The following is a 25,237-nucleotide window of genomic DNA, read 5'->3' as shown; positions in this document are numbered from 1 at the left end:
GTACAGGCTTCGGCTTATTGCCAGCAGCACTGTTGTTCAAAACTGTTCATAATTGATTAACTGTGTTCAGCTTTGTTCTATATTGTTTAATTCTGTTCTAAATTGTTCACTTGCAAATAACTACATATTAAATATCTACCAACCCCGTTATAGTGTAGAACAACTGTGTGCCATTTACACGATCGGGTAAATAAGTATGCAGTATTTTTTAAAATTCAAAAACCCAATTAAAACTATGGGAAAATTTTCAAAAGGAATCCTTGGCGGATTCTCAGGCAAAGTAGGCAATGTAGTCGGTGGAAACTGGAAAGGTGTCGACTACATGCGAAGTAAAAGTTCTTTTAAAAATCTCAATCCGAGCGATGCCCAACTGGCGCAGCAGCTGAAATTCGGGATGTGCATCCGTTTTGTGCAAAGCATGAGCGGGTTGCTTGAAATGACTTTTAACAACTTCGCCGTTAAAAAAACAGGTGTTAACAGCGCCCTGAGTTATACGCTCAAAAATGCTGTTACTGGTGTGTACCCCATTTTCAGCATTGACTATGCCAATGTGCTGGTGAGCCGCGGCGATCTGCCGAACGTGCTGGCACCGGGCGTTATGATGGGAGTTGGCAGCCAGCTTGTTTACAGCTGGACGGACAACACCGGCGTGGGCGTAGCGAAAGCTACTGATAAAGCCGTTCCGGTTGCTTACTGCCCCAGCCTGAACCAATGCATCTACCTTACCAGTGGTGCAGACCGTAGTTCACTAACTGAAACTCTTAACCTGGCTGCCTTTAGCGGCAGGGCGGTAGAAACCTACCTGGGTTTTATAAGTGAAACAGGGTTCAACATCGCCAGCAGTTTGTACACTGGTTCTGTCCTGGTATCCTAATCCTATGCTGAAAAACCAGCCAGCATTACTTTGATGCGCTGCCTTACCGTAGCGCATCATTTTTTTTTAAAAGCTGAAACCAGTAAGCCGAAAGCTTAAGGCTTAAAGCTTAAGGCGAAGGCAGCAGCCGTTTATTCGATTATGCTTTTTTAACTGTTTCGTTTTTTAGTTCGTATTGCTCGCCGCTTTCAGGGCAGGTTGCTTTTCCTTCGGGTGAAAAATGCAAAGTATGTCCGTACTCACTTACCCAGCCTTTTTGCCGGGCGGGGTTGCCCATCATCAATGCGTAAGGCTTTACCGGCTTGGTAATTACAGCCCCGGCGCCAATCATACAAAACTCACCGAGCTCATTGCCACAAATAATGGTTGCATTCGCACCTATACTCGCTCCCCTTTTTACCCATGTTTTTTTAAACTGGTTTTTGCGTTCAATGGCGCTGCGTGGATTGATAACATTGGTAAATACCATCGATGGCCCCAGGAATACATCGTCCTCACAAACCACGCCGGTATATACCGAGACATTGTTCTGCACTTTTACTTTATTGCCCAGCACCACTTCCGGCCCGATAAAAACATTCTGACCAATATTGCAATTACTACCCACGGTACAGCCACTCATCAAATGCGTAAAATGCCAGATGCTGGTACCGTCGCCGATGTTGCAGCCTTCTTCTACTATTGCGGTATCGTGTTTGAAGAACATTCTTAGTTATAAGTTATAGGTTATAAGTTATAAGTTTTTGGTGTTTACTGCTCGGAGTGCCCATACTTTCAAATCATTTCAACGCTTTTAAAACATTCAGTTTAATAAAGCAACCTCCGCACTAATAATCGTGTTAATCAATTCAATCCTATAAATCATGTTCAGACAATTGCAGCAGGTTATAAGTTGTAGGTTATAAGTTATCAATTTTGGAGCCTGTTGGTCGGAATAATAATCCTGGCAATAACATTCATACCAGCACGTAACAAAAATTACTGCAGCACCGCCTTCAACTTTTGTTTGTATGCTTCAAACCCAAAATAACGTTGCACCTCTTCTGTTGCCGGTGTTACCTGTTTGTTGCCGCTTAATACTGCTTCAATGGCCTCCGTTATTTGTTGCTGGTTATTCGGATCTACCAATATCCCCAGTTTCCCGTTTTGCAATGCATCTACTGAGCCATCTGCATTGCCTGCTATTACCGGTTTGCCGTAAAACATGGCTTCAATAAATACGATACCAAATCCCTCTTTCTGGCTGGGCATGATATACAGATCGGCCAGGGCGTAGTGCGCTGCGAGTTCTGCGTCGGGGATGAATCCGGAAAAAACAATATTTTGTTGCACCCCTAATCTGCTGATTAAGGCATCCAGCCTGGCTTTTTCCGCGGCATCGTATTTACCTACCAGCAGGTATTTTATGCAGGGGATGCTTTTCTTTAAATCACTCACAGACCGAATTACCTGTTCGTAGCCTTTATACTGTTCGTTGTAAGCCATCCGGGTGAGTGTTAAGACCACTTTATCAGCGGCTTCAATTCCATACCGTTCAAGCAATGGTACAGGTTTGCCGCCGGTTAACGGAACGGGGAGAAACGGATCCAGGCAATTGTTCAGCACCGTAATTTTATTTTCAGGCATATTGTTTTCAACGATCAGTTTCTGCTTTGTAAACTGGCTAACGGCCAGGATCAAATCACATTTCCGTAAGGCCATCCGCTTCCACCAGGGAAAGGCCTGCCATACTTCGATGCCGTGCGCCATTAATACCAGCTTTGTTTTCGGCGAACACAATTTAATAATATATCCTATCAGCAATAAGTTTACATGGCTTAATAAGATGCGCTCGCAACCAAATCCCTTTTTGAAAACGCAATTAAAGAACCGAAACCGGTTTTTACCAAAACCCCTGAAGATGGTAGCGGGAAAATAAGCTGTATTGATATCCGCTGACTCGTCATACAACGAATAAATTGTTATCTTTTTAGGGACATCCTGCTCAAACAACTCGTTCATGGCTTTGCCGGCGACCCTGCATACTTTTTCGATACCCCCAGTGGCTGAAAAAACCCTAAGCGTAAGAAATAGCGTGGTATTATGCATGCAGCTGGTGTTCCATTAAATAGATAGTAAAAAACTGCGACCAGTGCAGGTTGCCACGGGTAAATTCCTTATGGAACAAGGCAGTCTTTGACCCCGGCTTGCCATCGGCATAGCGGTTGTTACCCAGCCATTCTTTAAACGGAAAAGAGAAGCCCATTTTGGGCCGGTTCCAGACTGCTGCAGGAATCTCCTCCTTAAAACTATCGATCAATAATTGCTTGTTAAACGACCCCGGATATTTGATATTGCTGCACAGTTGCAGTACAAGTTTCAGAAAATTGGCATCCAGAAACGGCACCCTGATCTCTACCCCGTGCGCCATACTCATTACATCCGCATCCCGCAGCAACTGGTTCTGCATATACAGGTTGGTCTCCAGCCAGCTTGCCTGGTTTTTGGGTGTTAAATTAGCAATGTCGGGCACCTGTGGTTGTTGCTGCAAAATGTCCCAAACGGCTGGTTCCGGCATATCCAGGTAGGCTGCTATCTCTGACGGGATAAATTGGCCCCGTAAGAACAAATACATACCCACCGAACCCGGTAAACTTAGGTAACAGAGCCGGCGCAATTTTCTTAATCCCGGCAGCCTGCTGTTTCTTAACATTGCCGGCGGCAGGTATTGTTTTACCTGCAATGCGGTGGCAATACGGTTAAATGAAGGATAACCTCCAAACAGCTCATCTCCGCCAATACCAGAGAGCACCGCTTTTAAGCCTTGCTGCCTGGCATATTTACTGATAAACCAGGTATTGATGCCATCACTACAGGGCAGGTCCATTGCCTGCATGATCGCCGGCATATCTGCATGAAAGTCGGCTTCTTTTAACAGGTGCTGGTGTTGCTGCCCTTGTAAGCCAAGCTGTACCATATCCTGGTATTTTTTCTCGGAGTACAGCGCCTCGTCAAATACAAGAGATATTGTATTGAGGTTTTTGATTTCTTTATTGGCCAGGCTGGCAATGATACTTGAATCCAGGCCGCCGCTTAAAAAAACACCGATGGGGGCATCGCTCAGCAAATGCCGTTTTACCGAAGCAGCCAGTGATTGCTGCACCAGTTCGATGGCCTGCTGACGGTCGTTGATTTGCTCTACGTAATTAAAGCGGTTGAATGGCTCCTGGCGGCATTCGCCGGACTGCACATTGTAATGCAGGAACCAGCCTTTTTTCAACGGTTGTACTTCTTTTAACGTAGTAACCGGTTCGGGCAGATGGCCATATGCCATCAGGTAAACCTGCCAGTGCGGGTTAGTCTCCTGCAGGTAAGGCAGTCCTTTAAAGGCCCTTACTTCCGAAGCAAAAGCCAGCCCTTCTTTTGTATGTGCAAAATATAGCGGCTTGATTCCTGCAGGATCTCTTACCAGGTAGACAGCACCTTTTTGATTGTCCCAGAGGGCAAAGGCGAACATGCCGTTGAATTGCTGAAAAGCGGCTACGCCCCAGTGTGCAAATGCCGCCAGTATTACTTCCGTATCGCTGTGCGTGGTAAAGGCAGCCCCTGCTTTTTGCAGCTTCTCCTTTAACTCCAGGTAATTGTATAACTCGCCATTGTAGCTGATGGTATAGCGACCGTCTCCATAACTCATCGGCTGGTGCCCGGCAGCAGACAGATCAATTAAACTCAATCGCCGGTGCCCCAATACCAAATGGTTATCCACATCGGTAAACATCCCCTCATCATCCGGCCCGCCGTGCTTTTGCACCGTACACATCTCCTTTACTACTGATTCCATTTCAGCAACAGGCATGGAGGGGTTTATAAGGCCGGCGATTCTACACACTTTTTGAGTTATAAGTTATAAGTGATAAGTTATAAGTTGTTCACGTTGGAAAGCTTCCCTTTTAGCTGTCCATTGCTGTTTCTAAGAATTAACCTGTGAGTTACAAGTTAAGGGAACAAAAAAGTTATAAGTAGTGAATTAACAGCCGAGTTGCTGCCCGTTCGAATGGTTTCAGCCGATCCGCCGCGACGGATTGACTTTTTTTATGTCGTGGACAAAAAAGTCAGTAGGTAGCAACATTTTAATAAAAGCATTAGCCAAAATATAGTACACCTTTTACTTTACTTTGACTGTAACAAGCCTAACAATAGAATTACCAAGGCTGAAAATACCATGCACAATAGTTCAATAATGCTATACGGCAGCAACGGGCTGTATTCGTTTCTGCCTTGATTTTTTTTTGTTACTTTTTTTGTGTCAAGACGAAAAAGTCATAAGTTATGAGTGATAAGTTATAAGTTGTCCGGTTCGGGGTCGACTGCAGTATCAGTAAAATATTTACATCGACAATTTGTTTTCCCGGTGAACTTAGGTCAAGAATATCTCTTGTCTGCAGCCGACTCTTTCGAAATGAAGAAACTTATAACTTATAACCTACAACTTATAACTGTCTTCATAACTGTTCTAAATTTCGTTTATCAAACTGCGCACTCAACTGCAACCCCATACTCTCAATCCTTACCCTGGCCTTGTTACCCACCAGTTCTACCAATATACCCTGGTAATTCATCAACACCCCCGTTTTAATACGCACCGTACTGTTTACTTTCAGAGAAAGATCGGTGACTTCCACATCCGTAAATTCATTTAAAAACTTGCGGATGGTTTGAATTTCATCTTCACGGATGGTGGCGGGCTTGCCCAGCCAATAAACGTAATTCAGTACACCATTTACTTTCCGTATATCCCATTTATCCTCCTCGCTCACTTTTACAAATACATAGCCTTTGAACACCGGTTCCAGCACTACCTTTTTGCGGTCGCTCCACTGCCGGGTAACCTTATTGATGGGACAGTAATTTTCAATGCCCTGTTCATCAAGCAATTTGGACACTTTTTTCTCCCAGCGGGGCTTTGTATAGAGTGCATACCATTGTCCGTTATTCTCCGTCATCGCATAGCTTCGCTTAGCCTCAGTCACATTTGTTTGTGAAAAGCTGGTAATAAATTTTTTTAATCCTACCATTTTGCCATTCTTTAACTGCGAATTTTAATTGCAATTAAAACAAGGCTTCCGTATCAGTTTCCCCCTGTTTTCAGCAGGGACAAAAGGTACGGCATCTGTTAAATGTATTGGAGGATGTGAAGAGGCTGGAATATGTAAATATAAATCAAACAAATGTTAAGACTTTACCTCTCTCACAGTTCCACTATCTACCGTAGATGATTCGCTTTATCTTACGCCCCCAGCGTTTGATGTTGAAAAAGCCGGGCTTCGCATCGTCTACTGCATATCCGTAGCCATATCCATATCCGTAACCATACCCGTAGCCATACCCATACCCATATCCATATCCATAACTCTTGCTGATATTGCCGATATTGATACCGCGTTTTTTAACCCCATTAAAAACAAGACACATGTTGTTGAACTTTTTTGCTTCGTTCAATTGATTGATGGTCCGGATAAATACTTTTGGTGTACGGTCATGCCTGATTACATAGAGTGTAACATCACAAAAGTCTTTTAATAATAAGGCATCTGTCACCGGGCCTATTGGTGCAGTGTCTAAAATAATATAGTCATAATCTTTTTTTAATTTTTCCATCAGATCGGTAAACCCGGGTTTAGCGATCAGTTCCGTGGGATTGGGTGGTATTACACCCGCCGGAATAATAAATAAATTGGCGATGGAAGAGGCATGTACCACCTGCTGATAGGTCGCTTTGCCGACTATATAGTTGGAGATGCCCGGATCACGGGTAATCCCCATGAGGTTGCTCAACTTAGGTTTGCGCAAATCCATTTCCATCAGGGCCACTTTTTTACCTGTGAGTGTAAGACTGATGGCAAAATTGATGGCAATAAAACTTTTGCCTTCACCTGAAATACTGGAGGTGACCAGCATCGTCTTGTTCTGCTCGTTTAAGCCGATATAGGCGAGGTTAGTGCGCAAAGCCCTGAACTGTTCAGCAATTACGGTTCTTTTACCTTCCATAATTACGACAGGTGTTTTGGTGCTTGCCTGTACAATTTCTCCCGCAAAAGGCACAGAAGTCTTTCCTTCAATTTCATCACGGAATAGAATCCTGCTTTTAAACTGCTCCTTCATCAGCACCAAAAAAATGGCTGACAGCAGCCCTACAATAAAACCTGTTAAATAGAAATTCTTAGCAACCGGGCTTACTGGCCCATACGAGTTTGGTCGTTCAATAACTCTCAAATCTGAGGAAGTGGATGCAGAGGAAAGTGCTGTTTCCTCTCTTTTTTGCAGCAGATAAGAGTAGATGGTATTTTTTACTGCCTGCTGGCGGCTGATTTCAAGTAATCCTCTTTCTTTTTGCGGTACCTGCGTCAGAAGCCCGTTATTTAAACTTATTTTGGCAATGATATCATTTTTGACGGTTAATAAATTTGCCCTGATATTATTGATATTCTCCAGTATATCAATTTTTAGACGACGCACTTTTTCAGTGGTTTGTAAGACCGGTTCACTCTGTTCCCCGGTGATGCTGATGGCATTGTCACGGTCAAACTCGGTTTGATACAACTGACCAAGCAGAGCACTAAGTGTGGCATCTGTCACCAGGCTCAAAGAAGGAACAGTGCCAGTTTTTTTGCCTTTGGCTTGAATATAATTTTTAATATCATTGAGTATTTCCAGCTGCAGATCAATTTCACCCTTTTGTTTATCCAGTTCCTGCACTTTGGTGAAAAAAAGTTCTGCCTGCGAGCCTACTGCATATAAAGATTCTTTTGCTTTAAATGATACGATATTTTTTTCCACACTATCTAGCTGGCCAATAACTAAATGAAGCCTGTCATCAATAAAAGTGAGTGTTTTGGAAGCGATCTGGTTTTTATCTTCAATACCCTCCCGGTTGTACACCTCAAATAATTTGGTCAGGATCGCTTCACCTTTTAAAGGTTCAGGTGTTGAAAAGGAAACATTTAGTACAGTAGATACATTGGATAGTGGTGAGGCACCAAGAGCTCCGGAAATTCCGCCGGAAACGGCTGCAATGGGCCTGAGAAGCACAAAATAATTTTTGCCTGTAACAGCTTTATTGTAGTTGTTGTTAATTACAAACCGATAGGTTGTCCCACCAAGATTTACTGTGGAATCAAACGCTACCGTCTGGTTATTGATTGCTACTGTTTTGTTTTTCCAGTCTATCGAAAAAAAGAATTTATTGTAGGAAAAAATGCTGTCTTCGTTCAGGGCAACAAAACTTAAGGGAGAGTTTTGTCCATATAATTCTTCTAATCTTACCTTGCCCTGGTTGTAAACTGTAGCATATAAATTTAGTTCTTTTACCACCTCCTGTACAATACTGGCAGATTTTAATACCAGTATCTCATTATCAACAATTTTTTTTTCACTAAATATATTAAGGGCATCCAGTACCTTACTGTCACCGGAGCCTTTATTGGGATCTTTTAGTAATACTTTTGCCGTGGCAACGTAAATAGGTATCTGTGAACGCAGGTAAACATAGCTGACGCTCATAGCGATTGGAATAGTCAAGGCAAACAGGGGCCAGAAAGGCAGGTACTTTTGCAATACCTGGATAAGAATATTAACCTCTGGTTTTTCCTGAAATAATGGTTGTTCGCTCATACCTAATTACTATTCGGCTATCGTTTTATAATTCTGTCTAAGACGATTAACGTAATTGACAATACTGACACGAAAGTAGTATATAATTGTAAGTTCCGGGTTCGCCGTGCTTCCCTGTAAATTTTTTCTTCATTGGGATTCACTACCAATATGTCTTTTGGTTGCAGATAATACCAGGGCGATGTAAAAATGGAAGCATTTTCCAGGTTCAGGTGTTTAAATTGTTTGGCTCCATCAGTTTCCCGAATCACCATTACATCCTGCAAAGTACCGTTATTTGTAACACGGCCACTTAATGCTAGCGCATCAATTAAAGAAATCTTTTCTGTTGGTACATTCAGCTTCTGAGAACTGCCTGCCTCACCCATAATCGTAATAAAGTGGTTAGCAAAACTGACATTAACAATGGGATCTTTTAAATAAGGAAGGAGATCTTTCTCCAGCTTATTTTTTACCTGCTTAAGCGTCAGGCCTGCTACTGGTACTATGCCCAACTTATGTATGTTAATATTTCCTTCGCTGGTTACCAGGTAGCCTATACCTCCAGCATCTGATTTGCCACCTGTTGCCATAGTACCCATTGCAGAATTAAACAATGCATCCTCGGCGGGATTTAAACTGGAAATACTTAGATTCAGCAAATCTTCTTTTTGAATTTTGAGTTCAATATTGCTATCAATAAATCCCTGAATGGTTGTATCCTTTTTTATGTCTTTAAAAATGTAAGTGGGTTTGGTAATAGCACAGGAGGATAATAGAGCAGCTGCCAAAAATATACCCGCCATTAATTGTACACCAGTGATAAAAGTTCGTTTTGCAAATGGACAAAATGCAGGTATTTCCATAATGAATTCTTTAGGATGCGCAATAATAGTTAAATAATAAATAACTACCGGATGCACTATAGATTTTGTCTTGTGTTTTTTGACAAATGCAATCAAATTTCGCATAAAAAAATGACTGAGCCAATAAATTGATAGGGATAGGTTTCTTCATAAAAAAGGATGATAGCAACTATCATCCCCTGGCAGGCACACAAGCCGCCTTATGTCAATTGAACTGCTTTTTTATTGCGGTTATCTTTTACTTTTTTGGCCCCATACACCACACCGGCAGCAACTAAGTAACTAATGCCTCCATCAACCGGGCAAGGGGGAGAATCGGGTTGGTGTGACGGATCGGTCGGCAGGCAGTCATCAGGCGGCGGCAGAACATCCGTCTGCGCAAGCATCGTAGCCGGCAAACTGCTCATTACTAAAAACAGCGCGGATATCAGCCAAAATCTATATTTTATTTTCATGTACATTTCAGTTTTTCAATTCTACCTGCTCAGTCACAACATCAAAAATAACGATTGTTTTGGTATTATAGTTTTCACGCAAGCAATTAAAAGATCTTTTATTTTCCCCAGCTGTGGGAATCTTGTCGGTTCTATTCAGGCAACTGTTTGCCGGGGGCTAGTCTGGCGCTAAAGAAGGACTGGCAGGCAACATCCTGATAAAGATCCACTTCAGGCCGGAAACAATTTGCCTTCGCGAAGCCCGCTGGCGTCCCATGATCCCTACAAGGCACAACGAACTAAAATGGTTTTTATTACTTAGAGGAGCCCGAGCCAGCTTTAAGAAACAGTCTCGCAACGAGTGCTATCATTTTTGTTCAGGATAAAAAGAAGAAACAACGATTAAGTAAAAAACTGCTTGCTGAATACCAATCTCCCCAATCAAAGAATAAGGGTGTAACCTATACGTTGGCTGTAACAACCCTGACAGTAGCGTTGCCAATGCTAAAACTACCATGTATCAACGCCCAACAAAGCTACCTGTCAGCAACGGGCTGTATTCGTTGCTGACTTGACTTTTTTTATTATTTTTTTGTGTCAGGACAAAAAAAGTAAAGAAGAAGCGGCGATCAACTAAAAGACTTGCAACCTAAATAGGCAATCTCTGAATCAAAAAGTATAAACCCATTATCAAATAGCGCCGGGAATACACCGACGAGAATAACACTTTAAATCATATGTTGGCTGTAACGAACCTAACAGTAGTATTACCAATGCTGAAACTACCATGCACCAACGCCCAACAAAGCTATACGGCAGCAACGGGCTGTATTCGTTGCTGCCTTGACTTTTTTTTGTTACCTTTTTTTATGTCAAGACAAAAAAAGTAAAGAACAAGCGGCGATCAACTAAAAGCTTTCACGCAGGAATACCAATTTCCCAATCAAAGAATCAGGATGTAAACTATACTTTGACTGTAACAAACTTAACAGTAGCATTACCAAAGCTGAAACTACCATGCACCAACGCCCAACAAAGCTACCTGTCAGCAACGGGCTGTATTCGTTGCTGACTTGACTTTTTTTTGTTATCTTTTTTTGTGTCACGACAAAAAAAGTAAAGAACAAGCGGCGATCAACTAAAAGATTTCCCGCAGGAATACCAATATCCCAATCAAAGAATCAGGATGTAAACTATACTTTGACTGTAACAAACTTAACAGCAGCGTTACCAAAGCTGAAACTACCATGCACCAACACTCAACAAGACTACCTGTCAGCAAAGGGCCGTATTCGTTGCTGACTTGACTTTTTTTTGTCACTTTTTTGGTGTCAAGACAAAAAAAGTAAAGAAGAAACGGCGATCAACTAAACAACTTGCGACCTGGATACCGAATTGCCACTAATCAAAAAAATATCATCAGTGATCACCGCATTGTAATTTTCAGCATTTTAACCCGATTATCGGGGCCGACAATTTGCAATAACCCAACAGTAGTATAGGCAATGTCCTCAGGCAAAGAGATGGCCACATGACGGCCAAATCCATCGTAGTCAACTTTTCTTTCCATCATCAATTGCCCCGTTTCACTGAATATTTTTATAAGGTAGGCACCGGCGGGTTGATTCAACAAATGCAGATTGATAATACCGCCTGTTACCGGGTTGGGATATACAAGTATGTCTTTTTCTTTCTCCTGCCAGCGCAAAGCAACAGTACTGGTATAGGTCGCTGCACCATTTTGGTCAATGGTCTGCACCCGGTAAAAATTATCACCGGCTACGGGATTTTCATCCAGCACAGCATAGCGCAGTGGCATAGGTTTACCTGCAGCCTTCACCAATCTGAGGGTACTGAAAGCGACTCCGTCCAGCGATTTTTGTACTGCATAACGGGATATGCCGGTTTCATTTTCAACTTTCCATGATACCTTAATCGTTTGACCCAATTTTTCAGCACTGATATGGGTACTGGTTGTTGCCAGTGCTTTGGCAGACCTGGTGAATACAATGCGGAATCGATCAGGTGCGGCGCTGGATTTTTCCCCGGTGATGGTAAATGAAATTTGCGTATTTCCCTGCGTCTTGACTGGTGTACTTGCTCCGGTGTACCTGTCTGACAGGCGTGCGGTAACCAGGGGATCTATATTCGTTGCGGTGAATACAAACTGGTAACTACGGGCCGTAGTTCTGGTGAGGTTTAGTACCAGGGTATCAGTTACCGCAAAGACGCTTCGTCGCTCTACGGTGATTGATTTGTTTTCCCTGTATAAAGCAAGGGCTTCGCCGGGGTTAGGCATTTTTGCTGCATCATTGTAATCAATACCGTTATTGTAACCTTCGCTGTATTCAGCCAATATCCCATCGGCTAAAGTTGTTGTGCTATCGGTATTAAGCAAGTATAAATCTGTGCGCAAAGAAAATCCTGCTGGCACGCTGCCGCCCAGCGGGCGAAACACCGCGGGATTGCCGGTGCGCCATTTATCTGTCTCGTTAAATGCAATGGTAGCCGAAGGTGCGGACGCTTGTACAAAAAAAGCCTGGCCGGATTGAATGATGCTGTCCTGTTTGCCAACGGGGCTGGGTGGTGTTGCTATCCAGTTGCCCCCGGCAACAGTACTATAAGTCATCGCAATATAGCCGCCGTGTTGTGCATTCAGATTGGGATCCCAGGTGTAAAATATGCCGTTGTTGATACCCGGTGTTGCAGCCACCAGGCGGGATGCATACACTGGTGAAGCGTATGGATTGCCCACCAGGTAAAAGCTGCCGGGCGTTAGACCGCTGAATGTGAATGACTGATTTTTGATTAAGATTTTGCCGGTATCTCTCAGCACGGTTGCATTGGCAAAGGATGGGTTAAAAAGATTAACTGTACTCCGGTCGCCCCTGACAAAAATAAAGTAGCCCCGGTTATCCGCTGAGCCCGTAGTGCCGGAAATCAATTGGGTCCTGGTATTGGTGACTTCTTCCAGTAACTGCGTGGCGGCATTAAATGTTTTTAGAGAGCTGTTATTAAAGGGCGATGGATCTAACCCATTCACCGCGGGAGCCGGATTTTTGCCGGTTATAAATGTGCCGCTTTGGCTGGTTGCGAATCCCCGGTTTTGCCAGGAATTAAAAATAGTGCCGGTAGATGCATCCGCTGTAACAGGGGCAGTAATCAATCGCCAGGCACGTTTGGGGGGATAATATCTTTCAATCACAAACCGGCCATTGGTACCATAATTTATTTTTACGCCGGCAACATCAGGGATGGCCCCCACCCTGGCAGTTTTAGTGGCGCCGGATAGCAACGTAATATAATTTTCACCCAGCGACAATTCTGTTGAGGGTGTTGTAAGCAGGTTACTGATTTGAATGGAATCGGCAATGCTGGCGTTACCTGTGAGTGTTTTAACTCCGGTATTGTCAAGCAATAGATTATTATATGGCAAACCGGCAAAAGACTGGTTCCCGCCATTTAGCAGCACCGTGCCATTATTATGTGCAAATACGGGTGTGCCGGTTTTTATAAAATCACCAGATATAGTCAGTATACCTGCAGGCGCTGTTTTAATACCGGCTGAGCCAGCAATCACGAGGTGCTGATAAGGAATGGTATTGGTGATTGACTGGTTGCCGCTTACCTGCGGCGGATTAGACCGGGAGTAATTAACGGTGCTGCCCGGCTGTAAGATAACGTTCTCAATATTATCCCTTACAGCGGGCGAGTTTAACCCGGACAGCGGGCCGTTGAAGCCGAAGGCGTTGCCGCATTTAAAGGTGGCGCCGGTTTCCACCGTAACGGTTTGAATGCCGGAAGGGCCAATGATTGCATTGTCATTCATCTCAAACACGCTGCCGGCTTTTACTGTAAAGGTTCCGTTTGAACCCAGGGTAATATTACCGTTTGAGTTGCCGGTATACAAGCCGGTGGTTTCAATATTTTTATAGGTTTCACTGCGGATGGTTTGTCCGCTGGCGCTGTTGCAATCAAATTGCACCACGCCACCCGTCAGGTTGTAAGTGCCGCCCATGTGGGGTTGGGGATTGCCGGTACCTCTTAAAATCAGGCGGCCATTATCCATAGAAAGACTGGTTAACAGGTCTCCAAACACATGAATGCCCGCATCGACAGTAGTATTGCCTTTGATAAAAACAGTACCTGTGGGAATGCACGCATTGGCCAGTGTTTTTGTACCACCGTTGGAAAAAACGATGTCACTATAATCATCCCTTTTAGTGATCACCTGATTTCCTGCAAGGGCATACTCAACGACACTGCCGGGCATCAATGTAGTCGTAACCCCGGGTATGGCTCCATTGGTGCCGGTAAAGTTATCCTTATCACGATTGATAAATCTGCCATTGATCGTAACAGTGCCTCCATTGTCTAATATCTGGCTTTCGCCGCCGTTGTCAAATACTGCATTGGCGGCGACGAACAAATTGCCAGATAAAGTAAGGCTGCTGGTCCCATTTAATGCCAGTGTTCTTGTATCGCCAACAGTCACATTTTGTAAGCCAATGGCCGCTGGAATGGTTACTTTATTGCCTGTTGTGCCTCTTACGGTGAAGCCGGCAGCTGCATTGCCAGCAAGGCTACCGGCACCAATAATCAGATCCGCTCCATCCAGGTCTAGTAAACCTCCGGCACCAATCGTAAAAGTTCCGGCAGACAATTGCAGGCTGCCGTTAACGCTCCCGGTAACGGGCAATATAACACCGGCACTGTTATTACAAATCACAGTGAATGGCACATTTACCAGCGGCCATTCTTTTGCTGTTACTGTTTTGGCAGAAGTACCTGAATACTTCAGGCTACCAGCGGGTCCGTAGGCAATTTTTCCGCTACCTGTCAGCGTAACAGATGCGGCAGGAAAATGATCCAGCGTACCATTGATGGTAAGTGTAACTCCGTTGTCGATCGTGAGATTGCCCGCCACCAAACTGATATTATTGAGTGTTTGGTTACGGCTTATTTGCAGCACGCCGCCATTTACCACTACATCGTTTGTTGCAGGAATGGTATTGCCCCCAATTTTATTTAACTGCAGGGTACCTCCGCCAGCCGAGAGCATTGTTGTACCGGTAAAAGTATTCGCACCAGTCAGTGTTAGTATACCAGCGCCTTTTTTTATAAGGTTTCCGGCACCTGATTTGTCAGCGATTGTGCCGCTGATCGTGAGGTTACCTGCAGGAATATTTATTGCAGTTCCGGGTGCCGGGCCCAACTGAAGATTGTGTGCAAGGGTAAATGTGGCGTCTGTACGCAAAACGCCACCATCCATTACAATCACGTTCGCCGGATTGCCGAAACTACCATCGGCAGCAAAGCGAACTTCACCACCATTTATGTTTACCGGTCCGGAAAAAATATTGGCCGCATTGGTAATATCAAATAATCCGGTGCCATTGCTGTTGGCTGAAAAGCTGATACCTGCCGGAGCACTGTTGGAAATAATACCACCAAAAGATAACGTACCCGCGTTACCTATGGTGAGGGTACGGTTGGCATTGCCGAGATTAATGTTATTACTGAAAGTGAGACTGGCAGCAGCTGCAGCAGGTGCAGCAGTTTCTCCAAATTGTACATTGCCCCCAATGGTTATACCCCCGGGGTATTTTGCTGCAAGGGCCATATTTCCAGTTGAACAAAGTGTGCCTCCGTTCAGGGCGAGCGTGTTGCTTCCGGTAGCACCCATTGCATTGATACCATTTACTACCATGGTTCCTGCTGTCAGCGTAAACCCGCCATCGTAGTTGCCACCAGTGCCGAAAACCAGCGTACCCGTGCCTGTTTTATTAAAGCCCGTACCGGCAGTAGTTGATATAGCCTGGTTCATATTCAGGATAGCCCCGGCTCCTACTGTTATCGGAATGACCGTTCCGCCGGTACCTAAAGTACCCCCGTTCGTCCAGGCGGATACGTTGGCATTGGCGTTGATACCCGCCACAGTTATAGTTCCACCGGTTACTGTTGCGGGGTTATTGAAATAGATGATAGCGCCCCCGCTTGTATTTAACGCAGCGGTATACGGGCCTACGGGTGCTGTGCTCCAGACATTTCCGTTCAGGATGCCAGAAGCACCGAAATAATTGTTTGTCTGGCCTGAGCTGCAAATGCATAACTGCAGGCCAACTGCAGGGAGGAAAATATATGTTTTCATGACGACTTATTTTCACCGGAACAGGACATACGATTCCCCTGTAAAAAAGAGCGTTTTTTTACACAGCGTATGCTCAGGAACTTATCATGGAAGGGAGGTAGAGCAGCCGGATCACAATTACAGGTACACTATTTTATTCAGCAGATATATGGATTAACTTAAAAACGACGAGTGAATATGAGGTAAGAAATTCAGCCATGCGGAGTTTACCTCCTAAAACATTTGATGAACTGATATGGACGAACGGCTATAAAAATATAAATTATTTTGAATAATGTATATAAATTATAAAATATTTTTTACAAATGACATAATATGCCCATTCTGAAATTTATAACCAATTGATTTTTGGTGAATTAGCATGTCAGGGCTGATCAAAAAATAGTTGTAACAATGGAGAAGCAAGTTCGCCCACGGTTATTTTTCAAGGCGGTCTTTGATATCCAGTCCAAATTTGCGGCTGGTATCTTTCGCTACATCATAGCCTGCATCTGCGTGGCGGATTATGCCTAAGCCGGGATCGTTACGCAATACACGGCTTAACCGTACGGCAGCTTCAGGTGTGCCATCTGCCACTATTACCATGCCTGCATGAATACTGTACCCCATGCCAACGCCGCCACCATGATGGAGACTTACCCAGCTTGCTCCGCCGGCCGTATTTACCAAGGCATTTAGCACGGGCCAGTCAGCAATGGCATCACTTCCATCCAGCATAGCTTCTGTTTCGCGGTTAGGACTGGCTACCGAACCCGTGTCAAGGTGATCTCTTCCAATAACAATGGGTGCTTTTACTTTTCCCGTACGTACGAGCTCATTAAATGCAAGGCCGGCTTTTTCTCTTTCCCCCTGTCCTATCCAGCAGATGCGTGCCGGCAGACCCTGGAATGCGATGCGTTGCTGTGCCATTTTTATCCAGCGGGTCATGCTTTCATTTTCAGGAAATAATTCCATCATAACGGTATCAGTTACCCGGATATCTTCAGGATCGCCACTCAGTGCTACCCAGCGAAACGGGCCCATACCCAGGCAAAACAATGGCCGGATATAGGCCGGAACAAAACCCGGAAAATCAAACGCATTGGTCAGCCCCTTCTCCTGTGCCCTGGCCCTTATATTATTGCCATAATCGAAAGTAACGGCGCCGAGTTGCTGTAACTGCAGCATCAGCATTACATGCAGCTTCATACTTTGATAACTTAATTCAATATACTGCTGCGGATTTTGTTTACGCAATACATTTGCCTGTTCATTGGAGAGCGTATGCGGTACATACCCTACCAGCGGGTCATGTGCCGACGTTTGATCGGTTAAAGTATCAGGGATAATGTTTCTTTCTACCAGTCTTTGCAAAAGTGTAACGGCATTGCACAAAACGCTTATAGATAAAGCTTGTCCCTGTTGTTTTGCTTCCAGCGCAGCGTCAATGGCAGTGTCTATGTCCGTAATTTTTACATCCAGGTACCTGGTTTCAATGCGTTTATCGATGCGCCATTCTTCTACCTCTGCAATCAGCGCCACGCCTTCATTCATGGTAATGGCCAATGGCTGCGCCCCTCCCATTCCGCCGAGGCCCGCAGTAACATTCAACGTGCCTTTTAATGTGCCCCCGAAGTCTTTATTGGCAGCGGCGGCATATGTTTCATAAGTACCTTGTACAATACCTTGCGAACCGATATAGATCCACGAGCCGGCCGTCATCTGACCATACATGATAAGACCCTTTTTTTCCAGCTCATCAAAATGATCCCAGTCGGCCCATTTGGGTACCAGCTGGCTGTTGGAGATTAATACCCTAGGCGCATCTTTATGCGTCTTCAGCATGGCAACCGGTTTGCCGCTTTGTACCAGCAGGGTCTCATCTTCATTCAAATCTTTCAATGCTTTTAAGATCAGGTCAAGGCTCTCGAAATTACGTGCCGCCTTGCCGCGACCGCCGTATACAATCAACTCTTCGGGCCTTTCGGCGACTTCAGGATCGAGGTTATTCAACAGCATTCTGTAGGCTGCTTCTGCGATCCAGTTTTTACAGGTCAGTGTAGTACCAGTGGGCGTTTTATATTTGGCTGCGCTATATTGTGGTTGAATGGTTGGCATATGATTTTATTATTTCGATTTACTGTTCATACCTGCAAGCCCCTGATGGTATGCGCTTACTATAAATTGAACTGTGATGATTTGTTTCCTGTGTGAATACTCAAATTTACATTTATTTTTTTCGGGTTGAATGGTTAGAATAGTTTTACATTGAACAATACGGTCAGCGGTTATCAATCCCGCCCTGAAGAACAGGAACGCCTGGGAGCGGCAGATTAAAACGAATCTGCATACCGCCGTCAGCGGTTATAAACCCTGACGGCGGTTAATGAAAAAGGCTGCCTACCACTTTTAGCATTTATAAAACCCGTACGACCTGACTAGCCCGGTTGCAGTTAATCAATCAACGTATATCCGAAGATATCACTTAACCGCCGCCGGGGCCGGAAGCCGCCGTCGGGGTGTTTGAGAAGTGTAATTTAAAAGAATAATACACCCAGCACTGGAAAAATTCAGGGCAATAAAAAACCTCCACTTGGGAGGCTTTTCAGGAGTAATATTTAATTCAGGGCAAACTTAGAGACGGACACTGCTTTGGAATAGTATTGGATTTTTACTTTAGTAAAATTGGTTGATTTAAAGAAGCTAAATTGTAGAGAAGAAAGTATATTGAGGGTAAGTGTTTTTCGATTTTTATGCCGGTTGCTGCAGTTTAGTGAGAATAACTAAGCATGAATCAATGATAAAGAGCTTTCTAACAATTGCAGCACTATGATTTGTCTCTCAATAAACCTTAGCAGTATTATTTTTAGAATATGGTAACCTTATTACATTATTAGTGTTCAGAATATGGTAATAAGGTTTATCAGTTCTTTTGTTAATTTCTACTAAGGTTGTTAAAGACGAAGTTGTCAGATTTTCAGAAAGCTATAGCAGGCATTACCTTCAAAACAAATGACCACTCTATCAAATAAAAATACTCTTATGCAAAGTGAAAAAGACAAGATGTTATCCGGTAAATTATACAAGGCATCTGATGCAACGCTGACAGCAGAGCGGTTGCACGCCAAAGAACTGGTGTTTGATTTCAATAACCAGCGGCCCGCCGAAGCTGCTGCCCGGATACAAATTATCCGGCAATTGTTTGGCAGAACAGGTACTAATTTTTTGATTGAGCCACCCTTTCATTGCGATTACGGGTACAACATTTTTGCAGGAGATAATTTTTATGTCAATTACAACTGCGTAATACTGGACTGTGCCAAAGTTACGATTGGCAACAATGTTTTTATAGCTCCCAACGTAAGCATATTTACGGCCGGCCATCCCATTGATGCCAGTACAAGAAATGCGGAATGGGAATATGCTTTTCCTGTTACCATTGGTAATGATGTATGGATTGGCGGCAACACTGTGATCAACCCTGGTGTAACTATTGGCAACAATGTAGTTATCGGATCCGGCAGTGTGGTCACAAAAGATATTCCTGCTGATTCAGTAGCAGCCGGCAATCCCTGTAAGGTGCTGCGGCCAATTAATGAAGCAGATGCGTTGTATTATTTTAAACAACATCGCATTGACAATGTTGATTGACCAATATTATCGACATCCTTGCTTTAATCTTTTAGGATCACGCTTTTATTTGCAGCCTGAATTTTTTGTTTTTTATCAAAAAATAAGATATGATTTATGGAAGCAAATATTGTTGTCAAACCTTAGGCAATACGCACAGCTTTCTGGTTGTAGATTCGCCTCTACCGCCGGCGGGCTGCGTAGCCGCAACGCCGCCGCTTTTGCTTCTTTCAAAAATCCCGATAGCTATCGGGAATGCTGCGCATTTTTTGAATTCCGGAAAGCCGTCACTGAACCGAAAGAGGCATCTTTTGCAGCTACTGTGTTCAACCCGAAGGAAGGATTGAGGCGCTTACATTTATGCAAGTCTATTAAGCCTGAAACTTCATACGACCGCTTTCTGACATAAGTACGCTTCAAACGGCTCCGAATAAAAATTTAAGCCTTTTATTCGCAGTCTTAATTCTTTTGCTTCCTTTTTGTATCAAGAAAAAAAATGAGGACTAAAACATATGCCTAAGAACTTTGCCAGTGAATACCTGGTCTATAATTTTATTACAGACCGCTGACCATTTAATAATACCAGTTTGGCGTCAAACGTTTAAACAAAAAAATCCCCTCCAAAAATTGAAGGGGATTTTTTATATTTTGAAATGCGGTTGTATTAGTAACCTCCCATTCCACCCATATCAGGAGCACCACCATGGTTATGGCCTGCATCATCTTTAGGTTTGTCGGCTATTACACATTCTGTTGTTAACAACATACCTGCAATAGATGCTGCATTTTCAAGGGCAACACGGGCAACTTTTGTAGGATCAATTACACCAGCCTTAAACATATTTTCATATACTTCAGTGCGGGCATTGAAACCATAATCTCCTTCGCCTTCTTTAATATTCTGTACAACGATTGAACCTTCGATACCGCAGTTGGCAACGATCTGGCGCAATGGCTCTTCAATAGCACGGCGAACAATCGCAATACCAGTTGCTTCATCTGCATTCAGTGCACCTTTCAGTTTTTCCAAACCTGCAATGGCACGAATGTAGGCAACACCACCACCTGGTACAATACCTTCTTCAACTGCAGCTCTTGTAGCATGCAATGCATCATCCACACGGTCTTTCTTTTCTTTCATTTCTACTTCTGTAGCAGCACCTACATACAACACAGCAACACCACCGGCCAGTTTAGCCAAACGTTCCTGTAACTTTTCTTTATCATAATCAGAAGTGGTATTTTCTACCTGTGCCTTGATTTGATTGACACGTGAAACGATATCGGATTTTTTTCCTTTACCACCAACGATCACGGTATTGTCTTTATCAATAGTGACAGATGAAGCCTGGCCTAATGAAGTCAGTTCAACACCTTCCAGTTTATTACCCAAATCTTCGCTGATAACAGTACCGCCGGTTAAAGCAGCCAGGTCATTCAACATTTCTTTTCTTCTGTCACCAAAGCCTGGTGCTTTTACTGCAGCCACTTTAATAGTACCACGTAATTTGTTTACCACCAGTGTTGCCAGTGCTTCACCATCCAGGTCTTCTGCAATGATCATCAACGGACGACCACTCTGGGCAACTTTTTCCAGTACGCTCAAAATATCTTTCATAGCAGAGATCTTTTTATCATAAATCAGGATAAAAGGATTCTGTAATTCAGCCTGCATTTTTTCGCTGTTGGTAACGAAGTAAGGAGAAATGTATCCCCTGTCGAACTGCATACCTTCCACTACATCAACTGTAGTATCCGTACCTTTTGCTTCTTCAACAGTAATAACACCTTCTTTACCTACTTTAGCCATTGCCTGAGCAATCAGCTTCCCGATTTCATTGTCATTGTTGGCAGAAATGGTTGCAACCTGCTCAATCATTTTACTGTTGTTGCCAACATCTTTTTTCTGGGCAACCAGGTTTTCAACTACGGCTCTAACTGCTTTGTCGATACCACGTTTCAAATCCATTGGATTTGCACCGGCTGCTACCATTTTCAATCCTTCGCTGATGATGCTCTGCGCCAAAACAGTTGCAGTTGTAGTACCGTCACCTGCAATATCTGCAGTTTTAGAAGCCACTTCTTTCACCATCTGGGCACCCATATTTTCAATCGGGTCTTCCAGTTCAATTTCTTTTGCAACTGTAACACCATCTTTAGTTACCTGTGGTGCGCCGAACTTTTTTTCGATTACCACGTTGCGACCTTTTGGTCCAAGGGTTACTTTAACTGCATTAGCCAAAGTATCCACGCCCTTTTTCATTTTGTTGCGGGCTTCTATATCGAAGAATATCATTTTTGCCATAATACTTAATTTGAAAATTTAAAAAATTTGAAAATTTGAAAATGAGGAAGACAATGCTTTACTTTTTACATTGAGCCATTTTCGCTTTAAACTATTGCCAGTATATCACTTTCTCTCATGATGAGGTATTCAACACCTTCAAATGTAATTTCTGTACCGGAATATTTGCCATACAATACAGCATCTCCGGCCTTTACAGTTACGGGTTCGTCTTTTTTACCCGGACCTGCCGCCACTACAATACCACGCTGTGGTTTTTCTTTAGCTGTATCAGGAATAATAATACCTCCTGCAGATTTTTCTTCCGCAGCCGCTGGTTTCACAATCACCCTGTCATGCAAAGGCGTAATGTTTAACTTCTTAGCCATAATAATGTTGATTTTTTGTTTGTTTAAAGTAGATGCCTCGTTTATTACGGGCAATGCACTTGCACTAATTTTATACCAAACATGAATATTGGCATAGTTGTCAGTTTACAAGGATGATTGTCAGTAATAAGACAGGTATTGGCAGACATTTTTTCATAGGCCGGACAGTTTGCTGCTATAATAGCTACCTGTGTCGACCGCCGCTGGATTGGTTTGCCGCCGCTAGTTTGGGTTGCCAAATTTTAATCCCTTAAATTTGCCATCCAAATAAAGTTCTTTTAGCATGATCAGCAGACGAAATATACGGGTTAAGGTAATGCAGAGCCTGTACACAATTGACAGTATGAGCAATGAAGTAGCTCCTGCAGAGGCCGTTCGCCTTTTAAGAAAACAAATAGACCAGAGCCGTAAATTATTTGTTTACCTCGTTTACTTTGTAAGCGAAGTAGCCCGGTACTCCGAGAAAGACGCACTCAAAAAAGCATCCAAACATTTACCTTCCGAACAGGACCTGAATATCAATACCAAAATAGCCGGTAACGAGTTACTCTGGAAAATTGTGGAAGAACCTGGTTATGCGGCGGCATGTGCTGAAACCAAGCCGCAGCTGATGATGGATGAGGAATTGCTGAAAAAGACCTACCAGGCGCTGGCCCAGTCTGAAGAATACGCCGATTACACGGAAGCACAAAGCAGGGATAAGAAATCAGAAAAAGATATCCTTGAATTCATATTCACTAACCTGATGCTGCCCAACGAAAATTTCATCAGCCATGTAGAAGAACATTTTATTAACTGGGATGATGATGCGGAAATGATGAACATTCTGATGCTGAATTTTTTACAAAAGCCCGGCAGTTATAATTTCAATGAATTTGTAAGCAGGGAAAAGTGGGACTTTGCAAAAGGCCTGCTGGAAACCACGCTGGAGAAAAAAGAAGTGAGTATGGAATTGCTGAAGCCAAAGTTAAAAAACTGGGATGCAGACCGTATTGCCGCCCTCGACCTGATCATTATCCAGATGGGCATTTGTGAGTTTCTATTTTTTGAAACTATTCCTACCAGGGTAACCATCAACGAATACATTGATCTTGCAAAAGAATACAGTACGCCGCAGAGCGGCCAGTTTATCAATGGCATCCTGGATAATATTCATAAAGAGCTGAGTGCAGAAGGAAAGATTAACAAGAAGACATTTAAGAACAGCACGCTTTAACAGTTATAAGTTATAAGTGATGAGTTATAAGTTTTTACCGATTTATTGACGCCTAACTTTGCTTCCGGCTTTTTACCATTATAGATATAACTTTGCAAAAAACTACGAATGAAAAAATATGTTTTGTTCTTTTTGATAAGTACCAGTATTGTTAGTTGTGATGTGCGGAGAAAAGATAAGGTGGCAGATGGCATGGCTTCAATGGCGGAGATGGCCGCGATGGATAGTACCACTGTACAGATTATTGACACCGCTTACAATTTTGGTACTGCCACTGAAGGAGAAAAAGTATCCTATAATTTCAGGTTTAAAAATTCAGGTGACAAACCTTTGATAGTTACCAATGCCCATGCCAGCTGTGGTTGTACGGTTCCCGAAAAACCTGAAAAGCCTGTAATGCCCGGTGAAACAAGTTTTATAAAAGTTGTATTTAACAGCCAGGGTAAAGTGGGACACAATGAAAAAACGATCACCGTAATTTCGAATGCCAACCCTGCGTTTCCTCCCTTAGTTTTAAGGGGAGATATCACAGCCAAAAAATAAAAAACATTTCATTTTTAATAATCAATTTCACAACACATGCATTCACTTAGTATTTTTTTGATGATGGATCCCCAGGGAAAAGGCAGCAGCAGTTTTTCTTTAATTTTTATGGGCCTGATGATTTTAGTTTTCTGGATGTTTATGATTCGTCCGCAGGCTAAAAAAGCAAAGCAACAAAAAACCTTTATATCCGATCTTAAAAAAGGCGATAAAGTAGTAACCATCGCCGGCATACATGGCACGGTTAATAAAGTAAACGAAGACGGTACCCTGAGCCTTGAAGTGAGCCCGGGCAGTTATCTTAAAATTGAGAAGAGCACAGTAAGTATGGAAATGACTGCAGCGATCAATAAGCCCGCAGCTGAAACAAAAGCATAGTCTCGTTCCCGGAAAGGGAATTAATACAGGAATACAATATTTAATTAATAATTTTAACCGGTCGTTTTACGACCGGTTTTTTTAGCTGCCGGCATTGTGGGAAATGCTGCAAATAAAAATACAGGCGCTTTAATTATCAATCATCTACTAAAAAATTATCCTTTAAAATTCCTTCACTTGATTTTAAAAGTTGGCATAACAGGTGGCATCGGCAGTGGTAAGAGCACGGTTGCAAAGATATTCGGGTTGCTGGGCATCCCCGTTTTGTATGCAGATGATGCTGCCAAAAAATTGATGAATGAAGATGAGCATCTTAAAGCAAAAATTATCGGCGCATTTGGCACAGATAGCTATAGGAACGGCACATTGAACAGACCATTCATTGCAGAGAAAGTGTTTAATAACCCGGCGCAGCTTACCTTGCTAAACAGCATTGTACATCCCGCTACCATTGCCGATGCGGACAAATGGATGCAGCAACAAACCGCTCCCTATGCCATCAAAGAGGCCGCCCTGATATTTGAAAGCGGCGCCGAAAAATGGCTGGATAAAGTAATCGGTGTATTTGCCCCTGCGCCCCTGCGGATACAACGGGTAATGCAAAGAGATGGTATAACCGAACAAGAGGTTACAGCCCGGCTAAACAAGCAAATGAACGAAGATGACAAAATGCGTTTATGTGATTATATAATCAACAACGATGAGCAGGAACTTTTGATACCACAGGTGTTAAAGCTGGATGCGATTTTAAGGGAGGAAGCCGGAAGCAAAAGCAAAAGGCTGAAAGCTGAAGGCTAAAGGCTGAAATCTGAATGCTTGTGCAAATACAAAGGCGGAAGACATGTCCATTTTGAGACTGTCTTC

At 43.3% G+C, this 25,237-nt stretch carries 18 protein-coding genes; 7 read left to right on the top strand and 11 right to left on the bottom strand.

Annotated elements, in window-relative coordinates:
• Positions 1-235: 235 nt before the first annotated feature.
• Entirely contained in the window at positions 236-874 is a 639-nt protein-coding gene (locus JWR61_RS25365; protein ID WP_301930461.1) for a DUF6266 family protein, read from the top strand.
• A 139-nt stretch (positions 875-1,013) separates the two neighbouring features.
• Here the strand turns inward: JWR61_RS25365 and JWR61_RS25360 are convergent, their stop codons facing one another.
• The 9 genes from JWR61_RS25360 to hutU all read right to left on the bottom strand — a co-directional run bounded on the left by JWR61_RS25360 (position 1,014) and on the right by hutU (position 18,051).
• A complete protein-coding gene (locus JWR61_RS25360) occupies positions 1,014-1,580 on the bottom strand; it encodes an acyltransferase (protein ID WP_301930460.1) in 567 nt (188 codons plus the stop codon).
• Between the two features lie 272 nt (positions 1,581-1,852).
• Complete coding sequence (locus JWR61_RS25355; RefSeq protein ID WP_301930459.1) at positions 1,853-2,962, bottom strand: glycosyltransferase family 4 protein; 1,110 nt, start codon at positions 2,960-2,962, stop codon at positions 1,853-1,855.
• On the bottom strand, positions 2,955-4,742 hold the full coding sequence (asnB, locus tag JWR61_RS25350; protein WP_301930458.1) for an asparagine synthase (glutamine-hydrolyzing): 1,788 nt from the start codon (positions 4,740-4,742) through the stop codon (positions 2,955-2,957). The genes JWR61_RS25355 and asnB overlap by 8 nt, the downstream gene beginning before the upstream one ends.
• A gap of 613 nt (positions 4,743-5,355) precedes the next feature.
• Positions 5,356-5,928 (bottom strand): UpxY family transcription antiterminator, encoded by a 573-nt coding sequence (locus tag JWR61_RS25345; protein WP_301930457.1) that lies wholly within the window; start codon positions 5,926-5,928, stop codon positions 5,356-5,358.
• Between the two features lie 184 nt (positions 5,929-6,112).
• A complete protein-coding gene (locus tag JWR61_RS25340; RefSeq protein ID WP_301930456.1) occupies positions 6,113-8,524 on the bottom strand; it encodes a polysaccharide biosynthesis tyrosine autokinase in 2,412 nt (803 codons plus the stop codon).
• 17 nt (positions 8,525-8,541) lie between these two features.
• The gene (locus JWR61_RS25335) at positions 8,542-9,369 is read right to left on the bottom strand and encodes a polysaccharide biosynthesis/export family protein (protein WP_301930455.1); all 828 of its coding nucleotides are present in this window, start codon (positions 9,367-9,369) and stop codon (positions 8,542-8,544) included.
• Between the two features lie 200 nt (positions 9,370-9,569).
• A complete protein-coding gene (locus JWR61_RS25330) occupies positions 9,570-9,824 on the bottom strand; it encodes a PID-CTERM protein-sorting domain-containing protein (protein WP_301930454.1) in 255 nt (84 codons plus the stop codon).
• 1,405 nt (positions 9,825-11,229) lie between these two features.
• A complete protein-coding gene (locus JWR61_RS25325; protein WP_301930453.1) occupies positions 11,230-15,954 on the bottom strand; it encodes an autotransporter-associated beta strand repeat-containing protein in 4,725 nt (1,574 codons plus the stop codon).
• 417 nt (positions 15,955-16,371) lie between these two features.
• On the bottom strand, positions 16,372-18,051 hold the full coding sequence (gene hutU, locus JWR61_RS25320) for a urocanate hydratase (RefSeq protein WP_301930452.1): 1,680 nt from the start codon (positions 18,049-18,051) through the stop codon (positions 16,372-16,374).
• 924 nt (positions 18,052-18,975) lie between these two features.
• Here hutU and JWR61_RS25315 point away from each other — a divergent pair.
• Both JWR61_RS25315 and JWR61_RS25310 read left to right on the top strand, forming a co-directional pair.
• Entirely contained in the window at positions 18,976-19,584 is a 609-nt protein-coding gene (locus JWR61_RS25315) for a sugar O-acetyltransferase (protein WP_301930451.1), read from the top strand.
• A complete protein-coding gene (locus JWR61_RS25310) occupies positions 19,574-19,972 on the top strand; it encodes a hypothetical protein (RefSeq protein ID WP_301930450.1) in 399 nt (132 codons plus the stop codon). Before JWR61_RS25315 ends, JWR61_RS25310 begins: the two co-directional genes overlap by 11 nt.
• Positions 19,973-20,227: 255 nt before the next feature.
• Here the strand turns inward: JWR61_RS25310 and groL are convergent, their stop codons facing one another.
• Together groL and groES are read right to left on the bottom strand one after the other, a co-directional pair.
• Positions 20,228-21,871 (bottom strand): chaperonin GroEL, encoded by a 1,644-nt coding sequence (gene groL / locus JWR61_RS25305; RefSeq protein WP_367881826.1) that lies wholly within the window; start codon positions 21,869-21,871, stop codon positions 20,228-20,230.
• A gap of 83 nt (positions 21,872-21,954) precedes the next feature.
• Positions 21,955-22,236 carry a co-chaperone GroES gene (groES, locus tag JWR61_RS25300; protein ID WP_290337198.1) on the bottom strand — a complete coding sequence of 94 codons (282 nt, stop codon included), beginning with the start codon at positions 22,234-22,236 and terminating at the stop codon, positions 21,955-21,957.
• A 283-nt stretch (positions 22,237-22,519) separates the two neighbouring features.
• On the opposite strand from groES, the gene nusB reads away from it, so the two are divergent.
• From nusB to coaE, 4 genes are all read left to right on the top strand, one after another.
• Positions 22,520-23,452 (top strand): transcription antitermination factor NusB, encoded by a 933-nt coding sequence (gene nusB, locus JWR61_RS25295; RefSeq protein WP_301930448.1) that lies wholly within the window; start codon positions 22,520-22,522, stop codon positions 23,450-23,452.
• A gap of 108 nt (positions 23,453-23,560) precedes the next feature.
• The gene (locus tag JWR61_RS25290) at positions 23,561-23,995 is read left to right on the top strand and encodes a DUF1573 domain-containing protein (protein WP_301930447.1); all 435 of its coding nucleotides are present in this window, start codon (positions 23,561-23,563) and stop codon (positions 23,993-23,995) included.
• Positions 23,996-24,031: 36 nt separating this feature from the next.
• Entirely contained in the window at positions 24,032-24,373 is a 342-nt protein-coding gene (gene yajC, locus JWR61_RS25285) for a preprotein translocase subunit YajC (RefSeq protein WP_290337201.1), read from the top strand.
• 177 nt (positions 24,374-24,550) lie between these two features.
• The gene (gene coaE / locus JWR61_RS25280) at positions 24,551-25,171 is read left to right on the top strand and encodes a dephospho-CoA kinase (RefSeq protein WP_301930446.1); all 621 of its coding nucleotides are present in this window, start codon (positions 24,551-24,553) and stop codon (positions 25,169-25,171) included.
• Positions 25,172-25,237 lie beyond the last annotated feature (66 nt).

It is taken from the genome of Ferruginibacter sp. (genome assembly GCF_028288465.1).
In the GTDB taxonomy this organism is placed as follows: domain Bacteria; phylum Bacteroidota; class Bacteroidia; order Chitinophagales; family Chitinophagaceae; genus Ferruginibacter.
This window is presented reverse-complemented; position numbering and strand designations above follow the sequence as displayed.

What these genes read in the sequence shown, in the direction of transcription:
- JWR61_RS25365 (WP_301930461.1), top strand. Translation starts at nt 236, where the DNA reads ATGGGAAAATTTTCAAAAGGAATCCTTGGCGGATTCTCAGGCAAAGTA.
- JWR61_RS25360 (WP_301930460.1), bottom strand. Translation starts at nt 1,580, where the DNA reads ATGTTCTTCAAACACGATACCGCAATAGTAGAAGAAGGCTGCAACATC.
- JWR61_RS25355 (WP_301930459.1), bottom strand. Translation starts at nt 2,962, where the DNA reads ATGCATAATACCACGCTATTTCTTACGCTTAGGGTTTTTTCAGCCACT.
- JWR61_RS25345 (WP_301930457.1), bottom strand. Translation starts at nt 5,928, where the DNA reads ATGGTAGGATTAAAAAAATTTATTACCAGCTTTTCACAAACAAATGTG.
- JWR61_RS25340 (WP_301930456.1), bottom strand. Translation starts at nt 8,524, where the DNA reads ATGAGCGAACAACCATTATTTCAGGAAAAACCAGAGGTTAATATTCTT.
- JWR61_RS25335 (WP_301930455.1), bottom strand. Translation starts at nt 9,369, where the DNA reads ATGGAAATACCTGCATTTTGTCCATTTGCAAAACGAACTTTTATCACT.
- JWR61_RS25330 (WP_301930454.1), bottom strand. Translation starts at nt 9,824, where the DNA reads ATGAAAATAAAATATAGATTTTGGCTGATATCCGCGCTGTTTTTAGTA.
- JWR61_RS25325 (WP_301930453.1), bottom strand. Translation starts at nt 15,954, where the DNA reads ATGAAAACATATATTTTCCTCCCTGCAGTTGGCCTGCAGTTATGCATT.
- hutU (WP_301930452.1), bottom strand. Translation starts at nt 18,051, where the DNA reads ATGCCAACCATTCAACCACAATATAGCGCAGCCAAATATAAAACGCCC.
- JWR61_RS25315 (WP_301930451.1), top strand. Translation starts at nt 18,976, where the DNA reads ATGCAAAGTGAAAAAGACAAGATGTTATCCGGTAAATTATACAAGGCA.
- JWR61_RS25310 (WP_301930450.1), top strand. Translation starts at nt 19,574, where the DNA reads ATGTTGATTGACCAATATTATCGACATCCTTGCTTTAATCTTTTAGGA.
- groES (WP_290337198.1), bottom strand. Translation starts at nt 22,236, where the DNA reads ATGGCTAAGAAGTTAAACATTACGCCTTTGCATGACAGGGTGATTGTG.
- nusB (WP_301930448.1), top strand. Translation starts at nt 22,520, where the DNA reads ATGATCAGCAGACGAAATATACGGGTTAAGGTAATGCAGAGCCTGTAC.
- JWR61_RS25290 (WP_301930447.1), top strand. Translation starts at nt 23,561, where the DNA reads ATGAAAAAATATGTTTTGTTCTTTTTGATAAGTACCAGTATTGTTAGT.
- yajC (WP_290337201.1), top strand. Translation starts at nt 24,032, where the DNA reads ATGCATTCACTTAGTATTTTTTTGATGATGGATCCCCAGGGAAAAGGC.